This window comes from Gemmatimonadaceae bacterium (genome assembly GCA_020846935.1).
In the GTDB taxonomy this organism is placed as follows: Bacteria; Gemmatimonadota; Gemmatimonadetes; order Gemmatimonadales; family Gemmatimonadaceae; genus RBC101.
The window spans coordinates 269,584-292,458 of record JADLCY010000001.1; the positions used below are offsets into that span (position 1 = coordinate 269,584).

Annotated in this window: 15 protein-coding genes; 11 read left to right on the forward strand and 4 right to left on the reverse strand. The window is 67.4% G+C overall.

Annotated features, from left to right (window positions below):
* Positions 1 to 36 precede the first annotated feature (36 nt).
* From IT361_01205 to IT361_01220, 4 genes are read right to left on the reverse strand one after another with little or no spacing between them, the layout of a single operon-like run.
* Positions 37 to 2,604: a hypothetical protein gene (locus IT361_01205; protein ID MCC6316277.1), complete on the reverse strand. Its 2,568-nt coding sequence runs from the start codon at positions 2,602 to 2,604 to the stop codon at positions 37 to 39.
* 16 nt (positions 2,605 to 2,620) lie between these two features.
* A complete protein-coding gene (locus IT361_01210) occupies positions 2,621 to 3,769 on the reverse strand; it encodes an acyl-CoA dehydrogenase family protein (protein ID MCC6316278.1) in 1,149 nt (382 codons plus the stop codon).
* Positions 3,770 to 3,773: 4 nt separating this feature from the next.
* Positions 3,774 to 5,357, reverse strand: a complete 1,584-nt coding sequence (locus IT361_01215) for an amino acid adenylation domain-containing protein (GenBank protein MCC6316279.1) — start codon at positions 5,355 to 5,357, stop codon at positions 3,774 to 3,776.
* Positions 5,354 to 7,207 (reverse strand): alkaline phosphatase family protein, encoded by a 1,854-nt coding sequence (locus IT361_01220; GenBank protein MCC6316280.1) that lies wholly within the window; start codon positions 7,205 to 7,207, stop codon positions 5,354 to 5,356. Before IT361_01220 ends, IT361_01215 begins: the two co-directional genes overlap by 4 nt.
* A gap of 388 nt (positions 7,208 to 7,595) precedes the next feature.
* On the opposite strand from IT361_01220, the gene sat reads away from it, so the two are divergent.
* From sat to IT361_01275, 11 genes are all read left to right on the forward strand, one after another.
* Positions 7,596 to 9,386, forward strand: a complete 1,791-nt coding sequence (gene sat / locus IT361_01225; protein ID MCC6316281.1) for a sulfate adenylyltransferase — start codon at positions 7,596 to 7,598, stop codon at positions 9,384 to 9,386.
* Positions 9,383 to 10,264: a PHP domain-containing protein gene (locus IT361_01230; protein ID MCC6316282.1), complete on the forward strand. Its 882-nt coding sequence runs from the start codon at positions 9,383 to 9,385 to the stop codon at positions 10,262 to 10,264. The genes sat and IT361_01230 overlap by 4 nt, the downstream gene beginning before the upstream one ends.
* A 1-nt stretch (position 10,265) precedes the next feature.
* Positions 10,266 to 11,774: an SLC13/DASS family transporter gene (locus IT361_01235; protein MCC6316283.1), complete on the forward strand. Its 1,509-nt coding sequence runs from the start codon at positions 10,266 to 10,268 to the stop codon at positions 11,772 to 11,774.
* 101 nt (positions 11,775 to 11,875) lie between these two features.
* Entirely contained in the window at positions 11,876 to 12,475 is a 600-nt protein-coding gene (cysC, locus tag IT361_01240) for an adenylyl-sulfate kinase (GenBank protein MCC6316284.1), read from the forward strand.
* Between the two features lie 239 nt (positions 12,476 to 12,714).
* Positions 12,715 to 14,100 carry an O-antigen ligase family protein gene (locus IT361_01245; protein ID MCC6316285.1) on the forward strand — a complete coding sequence of 462 codons (1,386 nt, stop codon included), beginning with the start codon at positions 12,715 to 12,717 and terminating at the stop codon, positions 14,098 to 14,100.
* 7 nt (positions 14,101 to 14,107) lie between these two features.
* Positions 14,108 to 15,232 carry a glycosyltransferase gene (locus IT361_01250; protein MCC6316286.1) on the forward strand — a complete coding sequence of 375 codons (1,125 nt, stop codon included), beginning with the start codon at positions 14,108 to 14,110 and terminating at the stop codon, positions 15,230 to 15,232.
* Between the two features lie 12 nt (positions 15,233 to 15,244).
* Positions 15,245 to 16,633 (forward strand): MBOAT family protein, encoded by a 1,389-nt coding sequence (locus IT361_01255; GenBank protein ID MCC6316287.1) that lies wholly within the window; start codon positions 15,245 to 15,247, stop codon positions 16,631 to 16,633.
* A gap of 3 nt (positions 16,634 to 16,636) precedes the next feature.
* On the forward strand, positions 16,637 to 17,815 hold the full coding sequence (locus tag IT361_01260) for a hypothetical protein (GenBank protein MCC6316288.1): 1,179 nt from the start codon (positions 16,637 to 16,639) through the stop codon (positions 17,813 to 17,815).
* Positions 17,816 to 17,821: 6 nt separating this feature from the next.
* Positions 17,822 to 19,201, forward strand: a complete 1,380-nt coding sequence (locus tag IT361_01265) for an oligosaccharide flippase family protein (protein ID MCC6316289.1) — start codon at positions 17,822 to 17,824, stop codon at positions 19,199 to 19,201.
* A gap of 249 nt (positions 19,202 to 19,450) precedes the next feature.
* Positions 19,451 to 20,569 (forward strand): glycosyltransferase, encoded by a 1,119-nt coding sequence (locus tag IT361_01270; protein ID MCC6316290.1) that lies wholly within the window; start codon positions 19,451 to 19,453, stop codon positions 20,567 to 20,569.
* A gap of 9 nt (positions 20,570 to 20,578) precedes the next feature.
* Positions 20,579 to 22,873, forward strand: a complete 2,295-nt coding sequence (locus IT361_01275) for an alginate lyase family protein (GenBank protein ID MCC6316291.1) — start codon at positions 20,579 to 20,581, stop codon at positions 22,871 to 22,873.
* Positions 22,874 to 22,875: the final 2 nt, after the last annotated feature.

Here is a 22,875-nt window from a genome sequence, read left to right on the forward strand (position 1 = left end):
CGGCGCAAGGCGCACCACGAGGTCGAGCGCGAAGCGCTACGGGCGCGCGGCCGAGGTCGCGGGCGTCGCGGGCGTGTCCGGCGATCCACCAAGCAGGTGCGGGCGCGCCAGCAGCTCCTTGTAGAGCCGATCGGCGATGAGGCGGTGGCCCAGCGTGTTCGGGTGACGGTCGAAGTCGGCCACCACCAGGGCCCGCTCGTCGTGACCACGGTAGACGTCGCTCATGTCGATCCGCTCGATGCCGACGTCCGCCATGACACTCCGCAGCAGCGCCTCGCGTTCCGGCGATGGCCGCTGCATCGGGGTGGGGATCAGGACCCAGATGAGCCGCAGCTTGCGCTCGCGCGCCACGCGTGCGATGTGCTGGAACGATTCGCGCGCCAACCGCTCCTCCATCGGGAGGAGCCGATTTTTGAGTTCTTCGCGAGACATGCCCTGTCGCGCACCCACGGAGTCGACGATGTGCCGCAGGTAGTCGTACTTCAGGTCCCAGCCACGCTGTACCGCCTCGATCACGTGGTGCGAGGTGAACATGTCGATCACGTGGCCCACGAGGAGCACGACGTCCGGCTCGAAGCCCGACACGCGCCCGTTGTCCATGATCATGAGGTTCGAGATCGGGCTGTACTCGGCGACGCCGAAGTTGAGGAACTCCCACCCAACCGGACCCGCGACCGGACGCTCCCGATTCAGCCGACTCTCGACCAGCGCTTCGAACGTGTGGCCGTCGGCGACGCCATCACCCATCACGTACGACGACCCAAGCACGGCCACGCGGTGCGTGCCGGGCGCCGGCAGTTGCGCGTAGTCCCCGTCGCGCATGCCGAACCGGTTGGTGCGGAACGGGTGACCGTGAAACATGATCCCCAGGTACGGCTTGAGCTGCACGCGCAGCAGGTCACGGGTGGACTGCGTGCCACCGAGTTCCTGCAGGCGCGGCCAGTCGTTGCCCTTGGCCACGTATACGTTCCACAACTCGCCGTTGAACCGGTTGACGCCGGTGAGTTCCTCGTAGTAGCCCCGCTGCAGCTCGTTGGCGTCCCGCCGATTGAGCGCGGCCACCTGGAGGTCGCGCAGCACGCCACGCACGTCGCCATGCAACCGTTCGTTGACCACGCCGAACCCCATCCCCCACACGGCAAGCAACGGCGCGGCGGTCCGCAGCGTGCCCCACGCGGTCGGAGGGACGACGTCCTCGTGACCCGGCGGTCGAATGCGCTCTCCCACCCCGGCGCCGACGCCAACCAGCATCCAGGTGACCAGCACCATCGCCGTCGCGGTCCAGTCCCATGACTTGATCGCAAACAGCGCGAGCGCGTCGCCCAGCGTTGGCGAGTTCCAGAAGGCCCAGATCACGCACATGATCGTGAACACACCGATCGCCTGGACGCCGAGGCGCACCTGATGGCGCAGCGTCCGCGTCTCCGCCGTACCGGGTCGCACGCGGCCGCGCTTGCGCTCGCGCAGGGATCCGGCGACGAGCAGCACGCCGAGGATCACCCAGAAGAGCACATCGGTCACGGTGAAGAGCCAGCGCCCCAGGAGCCAGAACCACTGGTACGAGTGCAGGAACCACGTCGCGAAGATGGTGACGGCGGTCGCCACCACCAGCGCCACGGTGTCCCCGTGCTTCTTCACGAGCGGCATGTACACCGGCATGAAGAAGACCTTCTGCATGAAGTCCTTCCAGTAGATGTTGATCCGGCGCCAGAAGTCGGGGAACGACGCGGCGAGATAGAAGAACCGGTGCGTCTCCGGCAGCCGGAACCCAAAGAGATGCAGCAGGCCGACGATCAGATGGAACTGGCCGGAGACCCGCAGGTACAGCGCGAAGTTGGCGAGCAGGTACTGCACGAGTTCACGCCCGGTGTCCACCTCTCCCGTCCCGAGCGTGAGATGCTGATACACGAGCCGGTACAACACGAGGTGCGTGAGTCCGCGCACCATCCAGTGCACCCCGGTCTGGTAGATCGCAAAGGCCGGCTTGTCGTAGTACGTCCGCCGGAACATCCCGAAGTCGACGATCGGGAAGAACGGGAAGCTCACGCTGGGCAGCATGAAGAACCACGACAGCGTCATCTTCCAGTCGACGGGCCCCTTCTGGTAGCGCAGCTCGTACACGTAGACGATCGCGCGCAGCATGAAGATCGAGCCGAAGACCGGCCACAGCGCGCCCGACCACGGCACGGGGATCGTGCCCGCGCGTGCGAACCCGAGAACGGCCACCATCGCCACCCACCCCGCGAAGCGAAGCCCGAACGCGATCGGCAGGTGGAGCCACGCGAGCATGGCGGCGGCAAGCACGAGGAACCACGCCACCTGCGTGACGCCGAACACCAGAGCGAAGCCCGTGATGGACAGCGCGACGAAACACCACGCCCGCCAGGCCTTCGGCAGGAAATGGTGAACGACCGCACCACCAAAGGCCAACGGGATCACCCGATCGTGAAACACCGGGTTCTCGATGTTCAGGGCCTGGATCACCAGCATGAGCACCGAGAGCTGTGCGGCGATGACGACCATCGAACGCACGTCGCCCCACCGGCGGCTGACGTCGGTGAGATCGATGGCGCGGAGCCCGGACGGCGTGGTGCTGGCGTTCATTGCAGTGAAGAGATGCCTAGAGTCGGAGCCACGAACCGATGATGTTGCGCTGGATGTCGGAGGTGCCGGAGTAGATGCGGCTGCCAAGGGCGTCGCGCACCTCGCGCTCCACCTCGTACTCCACGGCGTAGCCATAGCCGGCAAAGACCTGCAGCACGTCGAGCGCGCCGCGTACCAGCGACTCGCTCACGAACAGCTTGGTCATGGCGCCGTCGAGCGACACCGCCCTGGTTCGGTCGAGACGCGTCGCCGAACGGTAGAGCAACAGGCGTGCCGCCTCGAGCTGCACCTTGAGGTCGGCGAGCTTGTGGGACACCGCCTGGTACTTCCCGATCGCCTTGCCGCCTTGCTGTCGGGTGCGTGCATACTGCACACCGCGCTCGAGCAGGCGCTCCATCTGGCCCACGTGCGCGGCGAAGAGCACGATGCGCTCCCAGTCCATCGCATGGGTGAAGATGCCGCTCCCGCCCCCGAGCGTCCCGAGGATCGCCGCGTCGGGAACGAGAACGCCGTCGAACCCGAGTTCGCCGAACGGCGACGTGCGCATGCCCATCTTCTCGATCTTGCGCGAGACCGTGAGGCCCGGAGTGTCGCGCTCCATCAGGAACGCGGTCACGCCGCCATGGTAGCCCTTGGTCACATCGGTGAGCGCAAAGACGATGATCACGTCGGCGACCGGCGCGTTGGAGATGAACGTCTTCGATCCATCGATGCGCCACGCGTCGCCCTCGCGCGTCGCGCGGGTCCGGAGCCCGAACGAATCGGAACCGCTCCCGGGTTCGGTCATTGCATGGATGCCGATCAACTCTCCGGTGCAGAGCCGCGGCAGGTACTTCGCCTGCTGCTCCGCGTTCCCGAAGCGCCACATCGGCACCACGCAGGAAAGCAGGTGCGCGCACACGGAGAACACGAGACCGTTGTCGGTGCAGCCGTAGCCCAGCGCCTCGATCGCGATCGTCGTCGTGAGGGGATCCAGCCCCGACCCACCAAGCGCCTCGGGCACGGGCAGGCCCTGCAGACCCATCTCGCCGCACGCGCGCCAGAGTTCGCGCGAGAACTCCTGCTGGCGGTCCCGCTCGATGACGCCTGCGTTGAGCCGCTCGCGCGCGAACCTGATCACCTCGCGTCGCAACGTCTCCTGCTCGGGCGAATAGTCGAAATTCATCGCGTCAGCTCGCCATGAGACACTGGTAGTCCACCTTGTCGGTCGACGTGCGCGGCAACGCATCGACGAAGGTGAACACGTCCGGGCTCATGTAGGCCGGAAGTACCTGCGCGCAGAACTGCTTCATCGCAATCACCGAAAGCGCGGCGCCTGACGATGCGAGCACCGCCTTGATGCGCACCCCACCCTCGGCGTCCTTCACGGCGACCACGGCGGCCTCCTTCACGTCGGGATGCCGATAGAGGCCCGATTCGATCTCGCCCAGCTCGATCCGGTAGCCGCGACGCTTGACCATTCGATCGCGTCGGCCCACGTACGTGAACACGCCGTGCGCGTCCTCGGTGACGAGGTCGCCGGTGCGATACCAACGCGTGCCACCTGCATCGACGAAGAAAGCCTCCGCCGTCTTCTCCGGCAGGTTCCAGTAGCCCAGGAGCACCCCTGGGCCCGCCATGATCAGCTCGCCCTCGGCGCCACGCTCCACGTCACGACCGTCCTCGTCGACCACGCGAGACGCGAACTGTTCGCACGCACGACCGATCGGGTAGGGCTCCGTGCGCGTCGGCTCCACCTCGGCGGGGATCTCGTGATACGTGCACACGTTGGTTTCGGTGGGCCCGTAGAGGTTGAAGAACCGCGCGCTCGGCAGAAGCGCCTTCACCGCCCGCAGGTGCTTCACGGGGAAGACCTCGCCGGCAAAGAAGACGTAGCGCAATGAGGTGTACTCGTGACGGTTCATCTTCCCGTACTGCGCGAGCATCGTCAGAATCGTCGGTGTGGAGTACCACACCGTCAGTCGGCGCTCGGCGATGAGCGCTGCCAGGCTCGTGGGCTCCTTCCCCTGATCCGCGTTGATCAGCACGACCGTCGCGCCATGTTTGAGCGGCACGTAGAGGTCCAGGATCGACAGGTCGAAGTGAAACGGCGCGTGCGATGAGAACCGATCGTCTTCGCGCGGCGCAAAGACCGCCGAGCACCAGTCCACGTACGAGACCGCGTTGCGGTGCGAGAGCATGACGCCCTTCGGCTTGCCCGTTGAACCGGAGGTGTAGAGGATGTACGCCAGCTCGTCGCTCCGCGGCCGAACCGTGACAGCGCGCGCGGCCATTCCGTGCGTGACGTCGAGCGCGTCCAGGGCCGCCGTGAGGTGCGACCCATCGCCCGCGCCCTGGAGTTCGATGAGGGAAGGAAGCGGGCCGAGCCTGGTCGCCTCTTCGGACCAGGCGGCGGTGAGCGAAGACTCGAGCACCACGGCCTTCACGCCGCAGTCCGCGAGAATGAAGGCGCTCCGCCACGCCGGCGCCGCGTAGTCGACCGGTACGTATGCAGCACCGCATTTCATGACGCCGAGCATCGCGCTGTATGCATCGATCGACTTGCGGGCATAGATCCCCACGCGATCGCCGCGGCCAACACCAAGCAATGTCAGGCGATCGCGGACACGATCGCTCAAGGCATCGAGCGCACGAAACGTCAGGCAGCCCGACGGAATCGCCTCGACGGCCGGATGGTCCGGTCGGCGCTGCGCCGCGTCCTGCAGGAGATCCACCAGGGTACCGATGTCCGACGCTGTCGTGCTGCTCGTCATGCGGGCGGAAGGAGCGATCGACCCTCGACCGACGCGGGAGCAGGTACTCCCAGGAGATCGAGGATGCTACGCATGCAATCAGCAAGCGTCGCGCCTTCGTGACTGAACGGCCGGTTCATGAGCAACACTCCCGGCACCAGTTCGGGCGACACGATGTGGTCGCCCGCCCACTTGCGAGTGTTGTGCTCGAACAACACTGCTGGCGCACCACCGAGTGCCGTTTCCCACGACACACGAAAACCATTGGCCATTCCAAGAATCACGTCAGGCGCGTCGTCGATGCGCGAACCACGGTATACCGACTCGCGCACCGCGGCGCGCGCCACCGCGACGACGTCCGTTTCAGTGTCCCGCGCGCCGCAGATGGACCGTGCAAGGTCGCTCGCCACGCGCGCGCGATCAGGGGCCGGAACGATCCCCTGCCCCTCGCGCCCCTCGACGTTGAGATAGATCGACCCGAACCCGGTCGCGTACGCACGCGTGCGGCTCCAATCAACGCCGTGGAAGAAGCTCGAGGTCTCGTCACCACGTCGCACACCGCGGCGAAACTGCAGCCAGCCGTGATCGGCGAGCCAGCTGTTGACATGAAACGCTCGGCGGAAGCTCGTGAATCCGTGATCGGAGAGGACCATGACCGTCGTGCGATCATCGACGCTGTCCAGCACCTCGCCGAGGATCGCGTCGCACGAGCGGTAGTGCTCGTCGATCACCGCGCGGTAGGCCGGATCCAGCCCGTGCATGGCGTTCGCCGGGTGATCGGGCTCGGTAAAGCGCCAGAACATGTGCTGCACGCGATCCGGCGTGTCGAACAGACAGTAGAGAAAATCGGAGTCCCCGCGGCCGAGCTCGTGGCGCAGCATGGCGAGACGCTCCTGCATGATGAGATCGCACTGGGCGAGGAACGTCGCCTCGTCAAAGCGGCTGTTGGTGAGGCCGGTGTGGTCCTCAGGCATCCCGAGCGTCGCATACGCACCGATCGCGTCCTGCAACGCACCGGCATACGACCATGGCTCGCTGATGGGGAACGCGGGTGAGGCAGGGTCGTAGTTGATGGGCGACACGTAGAGTTCGGGATCGTTCCCGCCACGCACGAGCAGCAGTCGCACTATTCCGCGGAGCCTGGTGAGCAGGCCGCTCCGAAAGGCGATGGGGACCCACTCGCTCCACGCTCCTTCACGGAGCGCGTGTACCGTCCCGCTATCAAAGCGCACGGACCCGTCGGCATCGCCGCGCGTGGTGAGCGTCAGCGGGATGACCAGTTCGTCGTTGTGTGAGCGCGCGGGCCCGGTGAGAAAGGAGCGAAATGTCGAGCCGTCGCGTTCCAGGCGCCGCACGATCTCCGCCTCATTCGATGGCGTGGCTTCACCGGCGCACAGGAAGGTCGCCGTACCGATCCCGCCGCGGAGGTCAGGCACGCCCATTCCCGAGAGGAGTCGGCCGCGGAACGGCGCCGGGGGAAAGGTGCACGGGCACCGGAGCACCACGCTGCGCAGCCCCGCTTGGCTCGCGAGTTCCCAGATGGTGGCGCCGCTCCTGAGGTTCACGGCTGCTGGCGGGAGCATCGCGCTTCGCTGCTCGAAGCGACTCAGGCCGAGGTCGGGGAGGTATCGCTCCGGGTCCCGGCGGAGGAAGTCGAAGATGCCGTGCCCGCCCGGGTTGAGGCCCGTGGCAAAGCTCGACCAGGCGACGGGCGTCTGCGCGGGCGTGGTGGTGGCCACGCGGGCGAGGCCACCCTGCGCGGCGAGTCGCGCGAACGCTGGCAACGCGCCGGCCGCGAGCAGTCGCTCCACGATCCTGGGGTCGAGCCCGTCAAACCCGACCGCGACGACCTTCAGCGATGCCGCAGGCATGGTCAATGAGAGACGAGGCGGAAAACGACAAAGGCCCCGGCGCGCCGGGGCCCTGCGCCAGGCCGCAGCCGTCTACTGCTTGTTGAAGAGCTTGCCGAAGATGAGCCGGAAGGCCCCGACGACCCGCCGCCAGAACATCAGGAGGAAGCCAGCGACGGCGGCAAACGCCGACGCGACGGGCATGAGGGAGTCAGGACCGATGTACATGAGCGCGGGTCTCCTCGGCACGAGCCGTAGAAATGGGGGTCACCTTACCAAGGCACCCCTGAAAACGTCCTTGGCTGCTTATCGTAACCACTGATTGTCGCGGTACCGTTTCTGCAAGAACAGGACTCACCGTAGCAAAAGCCGCAGATTCGGTCGGATCTTCTCAACGCAACGCACACCCATCCCCATGTCCAAAGGCGTAACTCTCTGGTTCACAGGTCTTTCCGGCTCCGGAAAGACCACCGTCGCCCGCCGGGTTCACGAGCTGCTGCAAAGCCGCCACATCCTGTCTGAACGCCTCGACGGGGACGTGGTTCGGCAGAGCCTCTGCCGAGACCTGGGTTTCTCCAAGGAGGACCGGGACAAGAACATCGAACGGGTGACGTTCGTCTCGCAGATCCTCACGCGCAATGGCGTCGTGGTCCTGAGCTGCTTCATTTCGCCCTATCGCGCGATGCGCGACAAGGCGCGGCACGACATCGGGGACTTTCTCGAGGTCTACGTCCGCACACCGCTCGACGTGCTCGTAGGGCGGGACGTCAAGGGCATGTACAAGAAGGCGATGGCCGGGGAGATCCAGGGCTTCACGGGGGTCAACGATCCATATGAAGAGCCCACCAACCCGGAGCTGATCCTCGACACGGACAAGGAGTCCATCGAAGAGAGCGCCGACCGGGTCATGAAGCTGCTCGAGGATCGCGGATACATCCCCAAGGGGCTGGGCACCGTGGTCGGCGTGGGGTCGGAGCGTGCGGAAGCGTCCAGGCGGGTCGAGGCCGCCAAGAAGACGCCGGGACCAAGCGTGCCGCACGGCGGCGTGCTGGTTGACCGCGAGCTCAAGGGCGAGGCGCGCAAGGAGGCGCTGGAACGCGCCAAGGCGCTGCCCAAGTTCGGTCTCGACGAGCGCGAGATGGCCGACCTCGAGATGATCGGCTACGGTGCGCTATCGCCCCTCACCGGCTTCATGCGCCGCGCCGACTACGACACGGTGGTTGACTCGATGCGACTGACCGACGGCCTGGTGTGGGCGATGCCGGTGAACCTCGCGACCTCATCGGAGCGCGCGAAGGACCTCACCGTGGGCCAGGAGATCGCGCTGACCGACAAGGGCGGCAAGATCCTCGCGGTGATGACGATCAACGACATCTGGACGCCAGACAAGGCGCGCGAAGTCAAGGCGTGCTACGGCACCGATGAGATGGCGCACCCCGGCGTCGCACGGGTCATGAACCAGGGCGACGTCTACCTCGGCGGTCCGGTGTGGGTCATCGATCGCCCCGCCTACGATCAGTTCAACGACCACCGCCTGACGCCGCTCGAGACGCGGCAGAAGTTCGACGAGCTCGGCTGGAAGACCGTCGTTGCGTTCCAGACGCGCAACCCGGTGCACCGCGCGCACGAGTACCTGCAGAAGGTGGCGATGGAAAGCGTGGATGGGCTCATGCTGCACCCGCTCGTTGGAGCGACCAAGTCCGACGACGTGCCTGCCGACGTGCGCATGAAAACGTACGAAGCGATCCTCGAGCACTACTACCCGAAGAACCGCGCGATGCTGGCCGTGTTCCCGGCCGCGATGCGCTACGCCGGGCCGCGCGAAGCGGTGTGGCACGCCATCGCCCGCAAGAACTACGGGTGCACGCACTTCATCGTCGGTCGCGACCACGCGGGCGTGGGCAACTACTACGGCTCCTACGATGCGCAGATCCTGATCGACAAGTTCCCGGCGCACGAGTTGGGGATCACGCCGTTCAAGTTCGAGCACACGTTCTTCTGCGCCACCTGCGGCAACATGGCCTCCACGCGCACGTGCCCGCACGACAAGACGCACCACGTGACGCTCTCGGGCACCAAGGTCCGCGAGATGCTCAACGCCGGTGAACTGCCACCGCCGGAGTTCACGCGTCCCGAGCTGGCGCGCATCCTGATGGCTGCCTACCAGGAACAGGCAGCGGCGGCCGGGGCACAGGCGTGAGCCAGCCCCATCGGCGTCCCGGTTCCGGCCGGGGCGCCGACCTTCAACTGCACTCTACCGCCTCCGACGGCTCCGACGCGCCGGCGGAGGTCGTGCGTCGTGCCCACGCGATGGGCTTCGCAACCATCGCGCTCACGGACCACGACACGCTCGACGGCATCGATGAAGCCGAGGGCGCCGCGCATGCGCTGGGCATGCGCTTCATCCCGGCTTGCGAGATCTCCACGCTCGACGACGACGATCGCCAGGTCGACATCCTCGCCTATGGCGTCGCCCGCGACGACGGCGCCTTCAGGCACACGCTCCGAGCCCTCCGCGACGGCCGCTTTGCCCGCGCCTGGGGCATGGTCCAGAAGCTCAATGAACACGGCCATGCCGTCTCCTTCGACCGCGTGCTCGAGATCGCCGGTGGCCCGGAGAACATCGGGCGCCCGCATGTCGCGCGTGCGATGGTCGAAGCCGGCATCGTGCCCGATGTGAAGTCGGCCTTCACCCCGGACCTCATCCTCGACGGCGGGCGCTGCTACGTGCAGCGCATCAAGATCTCGCCGGCCGAGGCCGTGCAGCGAATCCACGACGCTGGTGGTGTCGCCGTGGCGGCCCATCCGCTGCGCACCGGCCTCACCGACGCGGAGGTCCGCACGCTCGCCGTGCAGGGCCTCGACGGCATCGAGGTGTGGTATCCCACGCATGACGACGCCGCGGTCGCCAGGTTCTCATCCCTCGCGACGAAGCTTGGGCTCCTGATGACTGGTGGCTCGGACGACCACGGCGACGTGAACGAAGGTCGCCTCATGGGCCGCGTGCGGCTCGCCGACGAACACGTGGACGCCCTGCTCCGCGCCATCGACGTGCGTCGCGTCGCCATCGCACGCTGAGATGACCACACCCGGTCGACCTTCGGAGGCGGAACCCGTCGACGCACACGCGGAGTTCCGCTGGCCCGAAGAGCGACGCCAAACCACGCCGGGCAGGCTCGACGTCGTCGCGCCCGCGGAGCCGGCCTGGCAGCGCTGGGGACCACGCGTCATCCTGCTCGCCGGCGCGCTCACGTCGCTCGGCATTCTGCTCGCGCCGCTGCCCGCCGGACTCTCGGCCGAAGGCAAGACGGCCGGTGCGATCTTCATCTTCTGCACCGTCCTCTGGGTCACGAACGTCGTTCCGTTCGGCGTCACCGGCCTGCTTGCGCTCTCGCTGCTCGGGATTCTTGGCGTGATGAAGCCGGCCGATGCCTTTGCCGCGTTCGGCAGCTCGGCGGTCTTCTTCCTGATCGGCGTCTTTCTCATTGGCGGCGCCCTCGTCGACAGCGGTTTGAGCAAGCGGTGCGCCCTGCTCTTCCTGCGCTACTTCGAACGATCGCCGTACGCGTTCGCTAACGGCATGATGCTGGCCGCGGCATTCGGCACGCTCTGGATGCCTAACCAGGCCACCTCGGCGATGCTTTTCCCGATTGCCGTGGAGGTCGCGCTGGCGCTGCGGCTGCGACCGCTGCACAGCACCTATGCCAAGACGCTGTTCCTCTCGCTCGCCTGGGGCGCGATGATCGGCTCGAACGCGAGCATGCTGGGCAGTACGCGCGCCGCGCTCGCGCTCGGCATGCTGCACGAATCGTTCGGTCGCACGATCACGTTTTCGCAGTGGGTGATCGCGTCGCTTCCGATGGTGATCCTCGGCGTGGCCGTCGCCCCGTTCATTCTGCGCTGGTGTTTTCCGCGCGAGGAGGTGCAGTTCGGCTCGGCGCGCGTGCTGCTCGAGCGGACCGTCGCCGATATGGGCAAGGCGGATCGCCGACAGTGGTCCGTCGGCGTCATCGTGGCGCTGACGATCGCGGCCTGGGTGCTGATCGGCGATCGCGTGGACCTGGCGATCATCGCGCTGCTCGGCGCCGTGCTGCTGTTCGCCTTCCGCACGCTGAGCTGGGAAGAGGCCGAGCGCCGGATCTTCTGGAACATCGTGCTCATGTACGGCGGCGCCATCGCGCTCGGTGTCGCGATCGACCGAACGGGAGCGGCGCGATGGGTCGTCGAGAGCTACATGTCGGGCGTGAGCATCCCGCCGCTGCTCGCCGTGGGGCTCGTGGTCGTCGGGACGTTGCTGCTCTCCGAGTTCATGAGCAACGCCGCCGCGGTTGCCGTCATGCTCCCGCTGGCGTTCAGTCTCGGAAACCAGCTCGGCGCCTCGCCGGTGTCGCTGACCCTGGCGACCTCCATCGGCGCCGGGCTCGACTTTGCGCTGCCGTTTTCGTCGGCGCCGAATACGATCGTGTTTGCGTCGGGCTACCTGCGCATGATGGACGTCGTGAAGGCGGGCGGCATCATGACGATCGCGTCGGTCCTCATCGTGTTGCTGGTGGCGTGGCTGTGGTGGCCCGTGCTGGGGCTGGTGTGAGGCCACGATGAGCAACGTTGTCCGACGTGCGGACGGTGGATGGGTGCTACCTTGCTGAAGCGGCGAGCGTCGCCGCGTCTGGTCACGAACCGTCGCGTGCCATGAATCTGAAGGGCTCTACCGTGTGGTTCACCGGTCTCCCCTCGTCGGGCAAGAGCACCGTCGCCCGCGAGGTGTATCAGCGCCTGATCGATCGCGGGTGTGCGGTCGAGTTGCTCGATGGTGCCGAGGTACGAGAGAGCCTCTCGCGTGGACTTGGGTTCTCGCGGGCGGATCGCGAGGAGAACGTTCGGCGTATCGGGTACGTGGCCAAGTTGCTGTCGCGGAACGGCGTCATCGCCATCTGTGCCGCGGTGTCGCCCTACCGGTCGAGTCGCGACGAGGTGAGGCGCAACACGACGAACTTTCTTGAAGTGCACGTGGACTGCCCGGTGAAGATCGCCGAGCAACGCGACACCGACGGGATGTACGCCGCGGCACGTCGAGGAGAGGTGGAGGAGTTCACGGGGGTCAACGCGCCGTACGAGGCGCCGCTCCGACCCGAGGTCTATGTGGACTCGTCGCGCGAGTCGGTGGACCAGGCCGCGTGGAAGGTGATGCGGACCCTGGAGATGCTCGGCGTCATCCCGAGCGAGGGAACCAGCGTCGACACTCAGGAAGAGGAGATTCGTCGTCGACTGGCTTCGTTGGGCTACATCTAGCGCAACGTCCGGGGTCGCAGCCGATCTCGCCCTCACCTTTGGGGCACGTCGATCGCGCCGGGCGTTCGTGACAGGTAATCCAGGTCGTGCGTCCAAGTTGTGACGTACGAACACTTTGCCTCCGGCGGCCATGGGACTATCGTGGGGGGAGGCCGGGTCGGGCGTTTCGGCCCAGCGGGTACTATTCTTGCTTTTCTCGGGGCACACCGGCGCACAGCCCCCATCTTCTTCGTCCACGAGTGAACGCGACAGCCGCGGCGATTCCGCACCAGGGCCAGCAAGGGGTCACGCTCCCGAACGCGTTCGTGTACGCCGTGACGGCGTACACCCTCGTCTCGATGGGTCGCATCCACGAGATCGTGCGAGCACTGGGTCCGTTGCGTCTCGGGCTGCTGTCTGGCGTGCTGGTGTGCGCGCTCGCATTTACCGCGATCCGGCGCGACGTGCTGCGTGCCATCTTCGCGTCCCCGGTGACCAAGGGCCTTATGATCGTGGTGGCCTTCACCGTGCTCACGATCCCAACCGGTGTGTGGCCCAAGGCCAGCTTCAACTACCTCACCAAGACCTACTACAACGCGGTCCTGCTCTTCATCGTGACGGCCGCGATCTTTGCCGATCGGCGGGCCGCGCGTTTTCTGATCACGTCGCTGGTCGTGGGCGTCATGGTCGCTGGCGCGATTGCGCTGTTGCGATCCACGCCGGGTCGGTTCGAAATCGGCCTGACGTACGACGCCAACGAGACGGCCGCGCTGTTCACGCTGACGATTCCCTGGGCGATCTATCTCGTCCTCACGGAAAAGGGGTGGCCCCGCTACGTGGCCCTGCTCGCGCTGCCGATCTGCGCGCTCGGAATCCTCAAGACCGGCTCGCGGGGCGGCCTGCTCTCGGTGGGTGCGCTCGTGCCCTTCCTGCTGGTTCTCGCCCCACCCAAGCGCCGCGCGCCGTTCATTCTCTTCGTCGTCGCCGGGGCGATCGTCACCGCGCTCAGCATGGGCGATCAGGCCGTGTATCGCTTGCGCAAGGCATTCGACACCACCGAGTACAACTACACGACACGCGACGGACGTATCGAGATCTGGAAGCGGGGTCTCGGTTACGTGAAGGGCTCGCCGATTCTCGGCGTCGGCATGGACGGCTTTCAGTACAAGGAGCTGGAGTCCAAGCAGAACATCGGCTTTGGCGTGCGACAGGCGGCGGCGCACAACATGTATCTGCAGGTCGCGGCGGAGCTCGGTCTCATCGGATTCAGCGGCTTCATGACGATGCTCATTGGAGGGCAGATTGTCGGCATTCGGGCACGCAAGCGGGCCAAGGAGCTGATCGCGCGGGGCGGCGGCCGCGAAGCGGATCGCGACCTGCTGCGCGCGAACATGGCGCAGGCCGCACTGTTCTCGATCATGTGCACCGGATTCTTCCTGTCGCTCGGCTACTCGAGCATGGTGTACTTCGCGTGCGCGGCGCCCATTGGCGTGCTGCTCTCCACCATGACGAGTGGTGGTCCGCCGAACACGCCGGTACAGGCAGCGCCGCAGCAGCAGCGAGTGCGTGGGATGCGTGGATGGCGCTCGGCGCGGCCGTGGCCGGCCGGCGCGGGTGTTCACGGGATGAGCACACCGCCGCGCTAGCCTGCGCGTGTCGTCTCCCACGATAGTCCAGGTCGTGCTCGAACTCGATCGCGGCGGACTCGAAACGATGTGTGCCGACCTCGCGATCGAACTGGTCGCGCGCGGCGTGAGGTCGGTGGTGGTGGGCCTCGATCGCGGCGGCAGCCTCGAACCCCGACTCGCGGCACACGGCGTGGAGTTCGTGAACCTGGGTGGCCGGCGGCTGCGCGACCCACGCTTCTACCTGCGCGTCGCCCGCACCATTCGCGGATTTCGGCCCGCCGCGGTGCACGCACACAGTTTCGGTCCCCTGGTGTACGCCGTGCCGGCCCGATGGTTCGGCGGCGGCCCGCGCCTCGTGAACACCGAGCACTCGATCGAGTACCTGCTCGAGCGCCCCGACTTTCGGCGGACGCTGCGCTTCATGTCGCGATCGATCGATCGCTTCGTGGTGCTCGGCGAGCGCATGCGGCGCTACTACGCGAGCGAGATCGGTGTACCGCCGGCGTCGCTGCGTGTCATTCCCAACGGCGTTGCCACGCTGGAGCCGACGACGGCCGCACGACGCGCGACCGCGCGCGCCACGCTGGGGCTGGGTGACGGATTCTGCGTCACCACGGTCGGTCGCCTCGCCCCCGAAAAGAACTTCCCGATGCTCATCGAGGCATTTGCGAAGGCGACGCGCGATGAGCCGACGTCGCGCCTCGTGTTCGTGGGCGACGGCTCGGAGCGCGCGCCCCTCGAGGCGCTCGCCACGACACTCGGCGTCGCGGAGCGCGTGGTGTTTGCCGGCTGGCGCAAGGATGTGGCCGACCTGCTTCCCGCGTTTGACCTGTTCGTGCTCTCGTCCTTCTCGGAAGGGCTGCCCATGTCGATGCTCGAGGCCATGTCGGCTGCCGTGCCGGTGGTCAGCACCGCGGTGGGCGACATTCCGGAAGTGATCACCAGTGGCGAGAGCGGGCTGCTTGTCCCGGCTCGGGACACGGACGCGCTCGCCGATGCGATCGGGGCCATGCTCCGCTCGCCGGACCTGCGCGCGCGCGCCGGCGACGCGGGCCGAGCGCTCGTGGTCGGACGATACAGTCGCGCCGCGATGGTCGATGCCTACCTGGAGGCGTATGGCCTCCGCACGCCGTCCTCCGCCGCCGCCTGACGAGGACTCTCCGTGCTCTTCAACAGCGTCATCTTCCTGTTCGCGTTCCTCCCGGTCACGTACCTCGTGTTCTGGAGCCTGCAGCGCAAACAGGCCCGATACATCTGGCTCACGATCACCGGTTACGTCTTCTACGGCTACTGGGACCCGCGCTTCTGCCTGCTGATGGCGTTCTCGACGCTCGTCAGCTACTTCGCGGGGCTCGGCTTCCTCAGGTACAAGGACCGGAAGCATCGCAAGCTCTGCCTGGTCGTCCCGATCACGGTCGACCTGCTGCTCCTCGCCTTCTTCAAGTACTTCAACTTCACGCTCGATTCGGTGCGGGCGGTGACCGGGTGGTTTGGCGCCGACGTGCCGCTGCCGCACCTGAACATCATCCTGCCGGTCGGCATTTCGTTCTACACGTTCCACACGATTACCTACATCGTCGATGCGTATCGCGGCGTGATCACGCCGACGCGCAATTTCTTCGAGTTCTCCACGTACGTCTCGCTCTTTTCGCAGCTGGTGGCCGGTCCGATCGTGCGGTTCCGCCAGATCGAGGCCGATCTCGAGCACCTCGACAACGCCTCGCGCACCCGCTGGATCGTTCCCGGCGTGCAGTTCTTCCTGGTGGGGCTCGTGGAGAAGGTGCTCCTCGCCGATTCCATCGCCGCGTTCGTCGATCCGGCCCTCCACAACTGGCAGTCGCTGTCGACGCTCGGCGCCTGGATGGCGATGCTCGGGTACTCCTTCCAGCTGTACTTCGACTTTGCCGGCTACAGCTCGATGGCCGTGGGGCTCGGCTACCTCTTCGGCATCCGTATTCCGCGCAACTTCAACTCGCCGTACAAGGCGCTCGACCCCTCCGATTTCTGGGAGCGCTGGCACATCTCGCTGTCCAGTGTCCTGCGCGACTACCTCTACATCCCGCTCGGCGGCAACCGGCACGGGACGTACAAGACGTACCGCAATCTCATGATCACGATGCTCCTCGGCGGCCTGTGGCACGGCGCGTCGTGGACGTTCGTGCTCTGGGGCGCGTACCACGGGCTGCTGCTGTGCGGCTATCGTGTGTTTGCGAGTTCATGGACGACACTGCCGCGCGTCGTGCGACAAGTCCTGATGTTCGTGCTCGTGATGATCGGGTGGGTGTTCTTCCGCGCGACATCGTTCGGCATGGCCACCGGGATCCTCAAGGCCATGTGGCTGCCGACGACGGGAGTGCTCGTGCCGGGCGCACCGCTGGCCGGTGTGGCGATCGCGATCGCCGCGTGGTGGGCGATGATCGGCCCGAATGCCTTCGACCTGCAGGTGCGCGATACCTGGCCTCGTCGCCTGACCTTCGTTGCCGCAGCGGGCGCGTGTCTCGCGATCATCGCCGGTACCCGCTCGTCACCGTTCCTGTATTTCCAGTTCTGACCGATGGCACCTCGCGACGCATCGACCGGACCTGCACTCCCCGAGGTCATTCCGCCACCGCCCGGCAGCCGCTGGCGGTGGGTTCCGCTCCTCGTCATCGGGCTTGTCGTGCTCGAGCTGGCGAGTCGCGTGGAGGACCGCATCGTGTATGGGATGCCCCTGCTGTCGCGTGTGCAGTCGTCCAACCAGCTGGTGCTCCGCGACTCGCTGGGGGCACGCGGCCGGCCCAATGCCACCTTTCGCCGATGGCACCTCGACAGCCTGGGGTTCCGCGGCCCGAACATTCCCATCGCGGCGCCCACCGGAACGATCCGCATCGTGACCACCGGCGCATCGGAGACGTTTGGCCTCTACGAAAGCGTCGACAGGGAATACCCCCGCCAGCTCGAAGACTCGCTGCGCGCGAGGGTGGCGCAGGCGTGCGGCGCTGAGGCACCCGACGTGGAAGTCGTGAACGCCGCGCTCCCGGGCATGGCACTGCCATCGCTCGATGGTCACCTCCGCGCGCGGGTCGCGGTGATGCATCCGTCGATCCTGGTGATCTACCCCTCACCGGCGTTCTATCTGAACGACCGTGCGCCGGCCCCTGCGCGTCCCTCGGACAACGACACGACGCTCGCCGTGACCCGTGCGCTGGTTCCACGCTTTCCCGATCGTCTCGTCACGCAGGTCAAGGCGCTGGCCCCGGAGTGGGTGATGACGCTGGTGCGCGAACGCGCGATCGCGTCGACCGCCAGCAAGTTCGTTCCGGGCTGGCGATTCACCGCAGTCCCGGAGGACCGAGTGCAGCAGTTCGACAGTGACCTCCGACGCGTCATCGGCACGGTGCGGGCGATGGGGGCCACTCCCGTGCTCATGGGCTATGTGAACCGCACCATGTCACCGGGCTTTGACGACGAGGCGCTGCTCGTCTCCTGGGAGTACCAGTTCCCGCGGGCAGAGCGTGAGGTCATCCCCGCGTTCCACGCCAGGGCGGCGAAGAGCATCACGGACGTCGCGCGCGATTCTTCGGTCGCCTACGTCGACCTGGCCCGCGCGTTCGACGGACGTTGGCAGGGTGCCTTTGCCGACTTCGTGCATTTCACCGACGCCGGCGCCGCCACCGTGGCCTCGGCGCTCTCGGAGGCGCTCGCCCCCCACGGGCATGGCAGCGCGTGCACGCTTTCACCAACGGAGCGTTAGGCACGCATGGCCAGCCCTCTCAACGGCGGTGCGGAGCCTGATGCCCTGACGCTCGGCAGCCTCGTCCGGCGCGCTCGTGCGAGACTGGGCGGCGGCGGCATGGGCGCGAAGATGACCCGGGGCGCCATCGTGTCCCTCGTGATCCAGGTCGCCGGAGCGGGCATTTCGTTCGCCGGCCAGGTGGTGCTGTCCCGGTCGCTGGGAAAGGAAGCGTTTGGCGTGTACCTCGTCGCGCTCGCCGCGATGAACGCCGCACAGGTGCTGGGCCGCCTCGAGCTGGACGCGGCGGCGACGCGGTTCATCGGCGCGTACGTCGCCACCCAGCGATGGGAATTGGCGCGCGGGTTCGTGCAATGGAGCCGCCGCACCATGACCCGCGCCAGCCTGGCCGTGGTCGCGCTGGGGGCGCTCATCGTGTGGCTGGGATACGATCGCCTGTACGCGAAGCATCCGCAGATGCCCTGGGCGCTGCTGGCGGCCTGCGTGCTCCTGCCCTTCAACGCGCGGCTCATCCTCAACGGGGCGTACCTGCAGGGACTCAAGCACTACGCCGAGGCGCTGGTGGCGGGCACCATCGTGCGTCCGCTCATCCTGATGGCGGTGCTCGGCATTGCATGGTTTGGCTTCGGCCACCAGTTCTCGGCGACCACCGGCGTGCTCGTGAACGCCGGGGCCGCGACCGTGAGCCTCGCTCTCACCTGGGTATTCCTGCGCCGCCTCTGGCCGGCGCCCATGCGGGCCGCCGAGCCCGCGTATGAAGTCCCGGCCTGGTGGAAGGCCGTCAGTGGCATGATCGTCGTCGGCGTCTCACAGATGGTCGTGTCGCAGACCGTGGACCTGATCGTGGTCGGCACGTTCCTCAGCACGTCGGAGTCCGCGTTGTACGGCGCCGCGTCGAGCCTGACGCTCCTGCTCAACTTCGGCCAGATGTCGGTGAACTTCGTGGCCGCTCCGATGATCGCCGACCTCCACGCGCGCGGCCGGCAGCATGACCTGCAGCGGATGGTGCGTCTGGTGATGATGGCGAGCGCGCTCGTGACGCTGCCGGTACTGCTTGGCCTCGTCTTCTTTGGCCATTTCATCCTTCGCCTGTACGGCCCAACGTTCGACGCGGCGTATCCCGTCCTGATGGTGCTCACGGCTTCGGTGACCTTTGTCAGCCTGATCGGTTCGCTGGCCGGGTTCCTCCTCACGATGACCGACTACCAGCGCGAAGCCGCGCGCATCATTGGTGTGAGCGCGGTGCTCAACCTCGTGCTCACGCTGGTGCTCACCCCCATGTTCGGGATGATGGGCACCGCGACGGCCACGCTGATAGCGACTGTCTCGCGCGGTGTCGGACTGGCGGTGTTCATCCGTCGCCGGATGGGACTGCGCCTGATCTGAGCTGGGTCGAGTCATCTCGTTAGGCCGGCACCCGGCGCCGACGCGCGCGGCACGGGATTTTCGCCTGGCTGCGCGGGCGACTCCTTTGCCGATGGCGACGTGAGCAGGTCGCGACCGGTCAGCGGATTCGCCAGGCTAACACGTTATATTTGAACGCCTTAGCTCGACGCACTACGTCGTCGCCGCTGAGGCGCCTGCGGCCTCCTTCTTGCTTGTCCAATCGATCCTTCACGCAACGCTGACCACGCGGTGATCGCGCTTTTTCTCGCCACATCAGGACTCCTCCTGTTCACCTGGATCGGGTACCCGGCCGTCGTGCGCCTGCTCGCGGCGTTCGCCGGAAGCCGGCCCACGCGACCCGACGAGTCGTGGCCGCTGGTGAGCGTGGTCGTGGCGACCAGGGACAGCGATGCCGTGATCCTGGCCCGGGTGCAGGACATCCTCTCGGGTTCGTATCCCACCGATCGGCTCGAGGTCATCGTGGCGCTCGATCCGCGTCGCGATCCCAGGCAGCTGCTGGCTCCCCTCCCGGGTCCGCCTGGTGCGGTTCGCACCGTGGTTGGCGACGAGCCGGGCGGCAAGGCGGCTGCGCTGAACGCCGCGGTTCGCGATGCGCAAGGCGCGGTCCTCGCCTTCACCGACGCGGGACAGCGCTTTGCTCCCGATACAATCATGCGCCTCGTCGCCGCGCTGCAGGCCGACTCGCGCCTCGCGGCCGTCTCGGGAGCGCTCACCACGCGCGCCGTCGCCGCGGGGCGCGTGAGCGTGGCCGACCTCTACTGGCGCTACGAGCGCGGGCTGCGCGCCGCCGAAGCTCGCGTGCACTCCTCGATCGGCGTCACCGGCGCCGTCTACGCGATGCATCGGCACCTGTGGCAGCCCCTCCCGCCAGGGCTCATCCTCGACGACCTCTACACGCCGATGCACGCCGTGCTGCGCGGGTACCGGATCGGCTTTGAGCCGGACGCGACGGCCACCGACGACCGGCGCTTCTCGCCGCAGGACGAATACCGTCGCAAGGTGCGCACGCTCACCGGTGTGCTGCAGCTCTGTGCGTGGCTGCCAGGCGTACTCGCCCCCTGGCGCAATCCCGTGTGGATCCAGTTCGTGAGCCACAAGCTGCTGCGATTGCTCACTCCATGGCTGGCAATCGTCGCGGGCGGCAGTGCGCTCGCGTGGCTTACGAGCGCCGGGGACGCGGGATCACTGCGCGCGGTCGCTGGCGTGGCCGCGCTTGCGGCGATCGTCATCGTCCTTGGGGTCCGCCGGCTGCGCGAGGCGGCGTGGGGCGTGTTGCTCATGCAGGCCGCGATCGTGCGCGCCACCCTGAACGCGGCCCGCGGGGAATGGGATGTCTGGCGTCGTTAGGTTCTCTCCGTGAACTCAGGGCGACGCACGACGCTGGCCCGGCTCCGCGGGCGCAGCCTCGCGGAACTCCGGTTCCGGGGACTGCAGGCGACCGCGGCGTTCCTCGAACGCGTGGGCGTGGGCGACCTGCGCGACCCGGGCGCCGAGGGGGTGGCGCGGCACCTCGCCTCGCGGCGCACGCTCGATGCGTGGTGCGCTGACTTCCGCCGGCGCGGCGGGTCCGGGTTCTTTGCCGGCTTCGACGATCCGGGCCGCACGGTGGCCGCGGCGCTCCGCGACGACGCCGACGGCAGCGCGCGCGTGGTGCACGTCGCGACACGCGCGACCGAGGGCACGTTCGACCTGCTCGGCTACCACGACCTCTCGTTCGGGACGCCGGTCGACTGGCACCTCGATCCCGTGGCTGGCGTGCGCGCGCCTCGCGCGCACTGGAGCCGCGTCGCCTACCTCGATCCGCGTGTGGTCGGCGACCACAAGGTGACGTGGGAGCTCAATCGCCACGCGTGGCTCGTCTCGCTCGCCCAGGCGTGGCGCATCACGGGCGAGACGCGCTACGCGACGGCGGCGAACGCGTACCTCGCGGCGTGGATGGACGACAACCCTCCCAAGGTGGGCATCAACTGGGCGAGCAGCCTCGAAGTCGCCTTTCGCGCGATCGCGTGGTGCTGGGTGCTGCGCTTCCTCGGCGACGCTCCGGCCCTGGCCGACGCCACGGTCTGTCGCGCCGTGGGGCACTTGCGCCTCTCGGCGCGCCATCTCGAGCGGAACCTCTCCACCTGGTTCAGTCCCAACACGCATCTCACCGGCGAAGCGCTCGCGCTCTACTACCTGGGCCACGAGCTGCGAGACCTCACCGGCGCGGAGCAGTGGCGGTCCACCGGGCGACGCGTGCTGCTCGAGTGGCTCCCGACGCACGTACGACCGGACGGCACCTACTTCGAGCAATCGACGTGGTACCATCGATACACGCTCGATTTCTATGTGCATTTCCTGCTCCTCGCGCAGCGGACCGGCGATGCGCTTCCGCCCCAGGTCGCGGACTCGATCGGCCGCCTGGGTGAGGTGCTCCGGCACATCGCGCGCCTCGACGGCAGCATCCCGCTCATCGGCGACGACGATGGCGGCCGGATCCTGTCGCTCGACGGGCGCACGCAGCACGACGCACGGCCAGCGATCGCGGCCGCGGCGCTCGCCAGCCGCCGTTCATCGTTGGCCGCTTCCGGAACCGTGACGAGCGAGACGCTGTGGCTCTTTGGCGAGGACGCGACGCAGCGCGGGAGCTCCCTCGTCGCAGGCGAGGCGGAAGCCCCGCGTTCGCGCCTCTTCGCCGACGGCGGCCTCGCCGTGCTCCGCGACGCGAACGACGCGATGGTGCTCGACGCCGGCGTTCACGGTGCCATGAACTGCGGACATGCGCACGCGGACGCGCTGGCCTTCGATCTCACCTGGCGCGGCGCTCCACTGTTCGTGGACCCGGGCACGATGGCCTACACCGCGGATCCCGCCACGCGCAATCACTATCGCGCGACGGCGTCGCACAACGCCGCGACGGTTGACGGCCGCGACTCGTCGGAGATGACCGGCCCCTTCTCCTGGGGACAGCGCGCGGAGGCTCGCGTCGAGGCATGGCGATTCGGGCCCGGCGGAGACTGCCTCGTAGCCTCCCACGACGGCTACGACGACCTCGCGACGCAGCCGTTCGCCTGTCAGCGCACCGTCGTCAGGCTCGGCAACCCAACACACGCCTGGATCGTCCGCGACCGATTCATCGCCCAAGGGGCCGTGTCTCTCACGGCGCACCTCCAGTGCGCGCCGGGCACGACCGCCTCGCCCTGGCACGGGGCGCTGCGACTTCAGCGCAACGGCACCCCGGTCGCCGACCTGTACAGCTTTCCGTCGCCGACGACGGCGTCCGAGGGCAAGGTCTCCACCGTGTACGGCGTCGCGCAATCCGCGCTGCACCTCGCCACCACGCGCGAGCAAGCCGGACTGATCTCGGTGGTCACCGTGCTGGTGGGCGATGGCGCGGCTCCTCCCGTGTACACCGAGGATGAGGGCGGCTGCTCGATCGTCCTCCCCGGGGCCACGGCGGAAGGCGTCGTCCTTTGTGGGAACACGCGGAGCGGCGACCTTTCGGTGGACGGACTCGTCCTCTACGGGGAACGGACTCCCGGAGGGTTGTGGGTATGGTGGCAGGCGGTCGGTGCCCGGCGAGTGGTGATGGGTGGAGTCACGATGCTCGATTCCCGTGAGGCGACGGACACCGCGTGGACCGACGGTGGCGCGCCTCTCAACTCCAACTGACC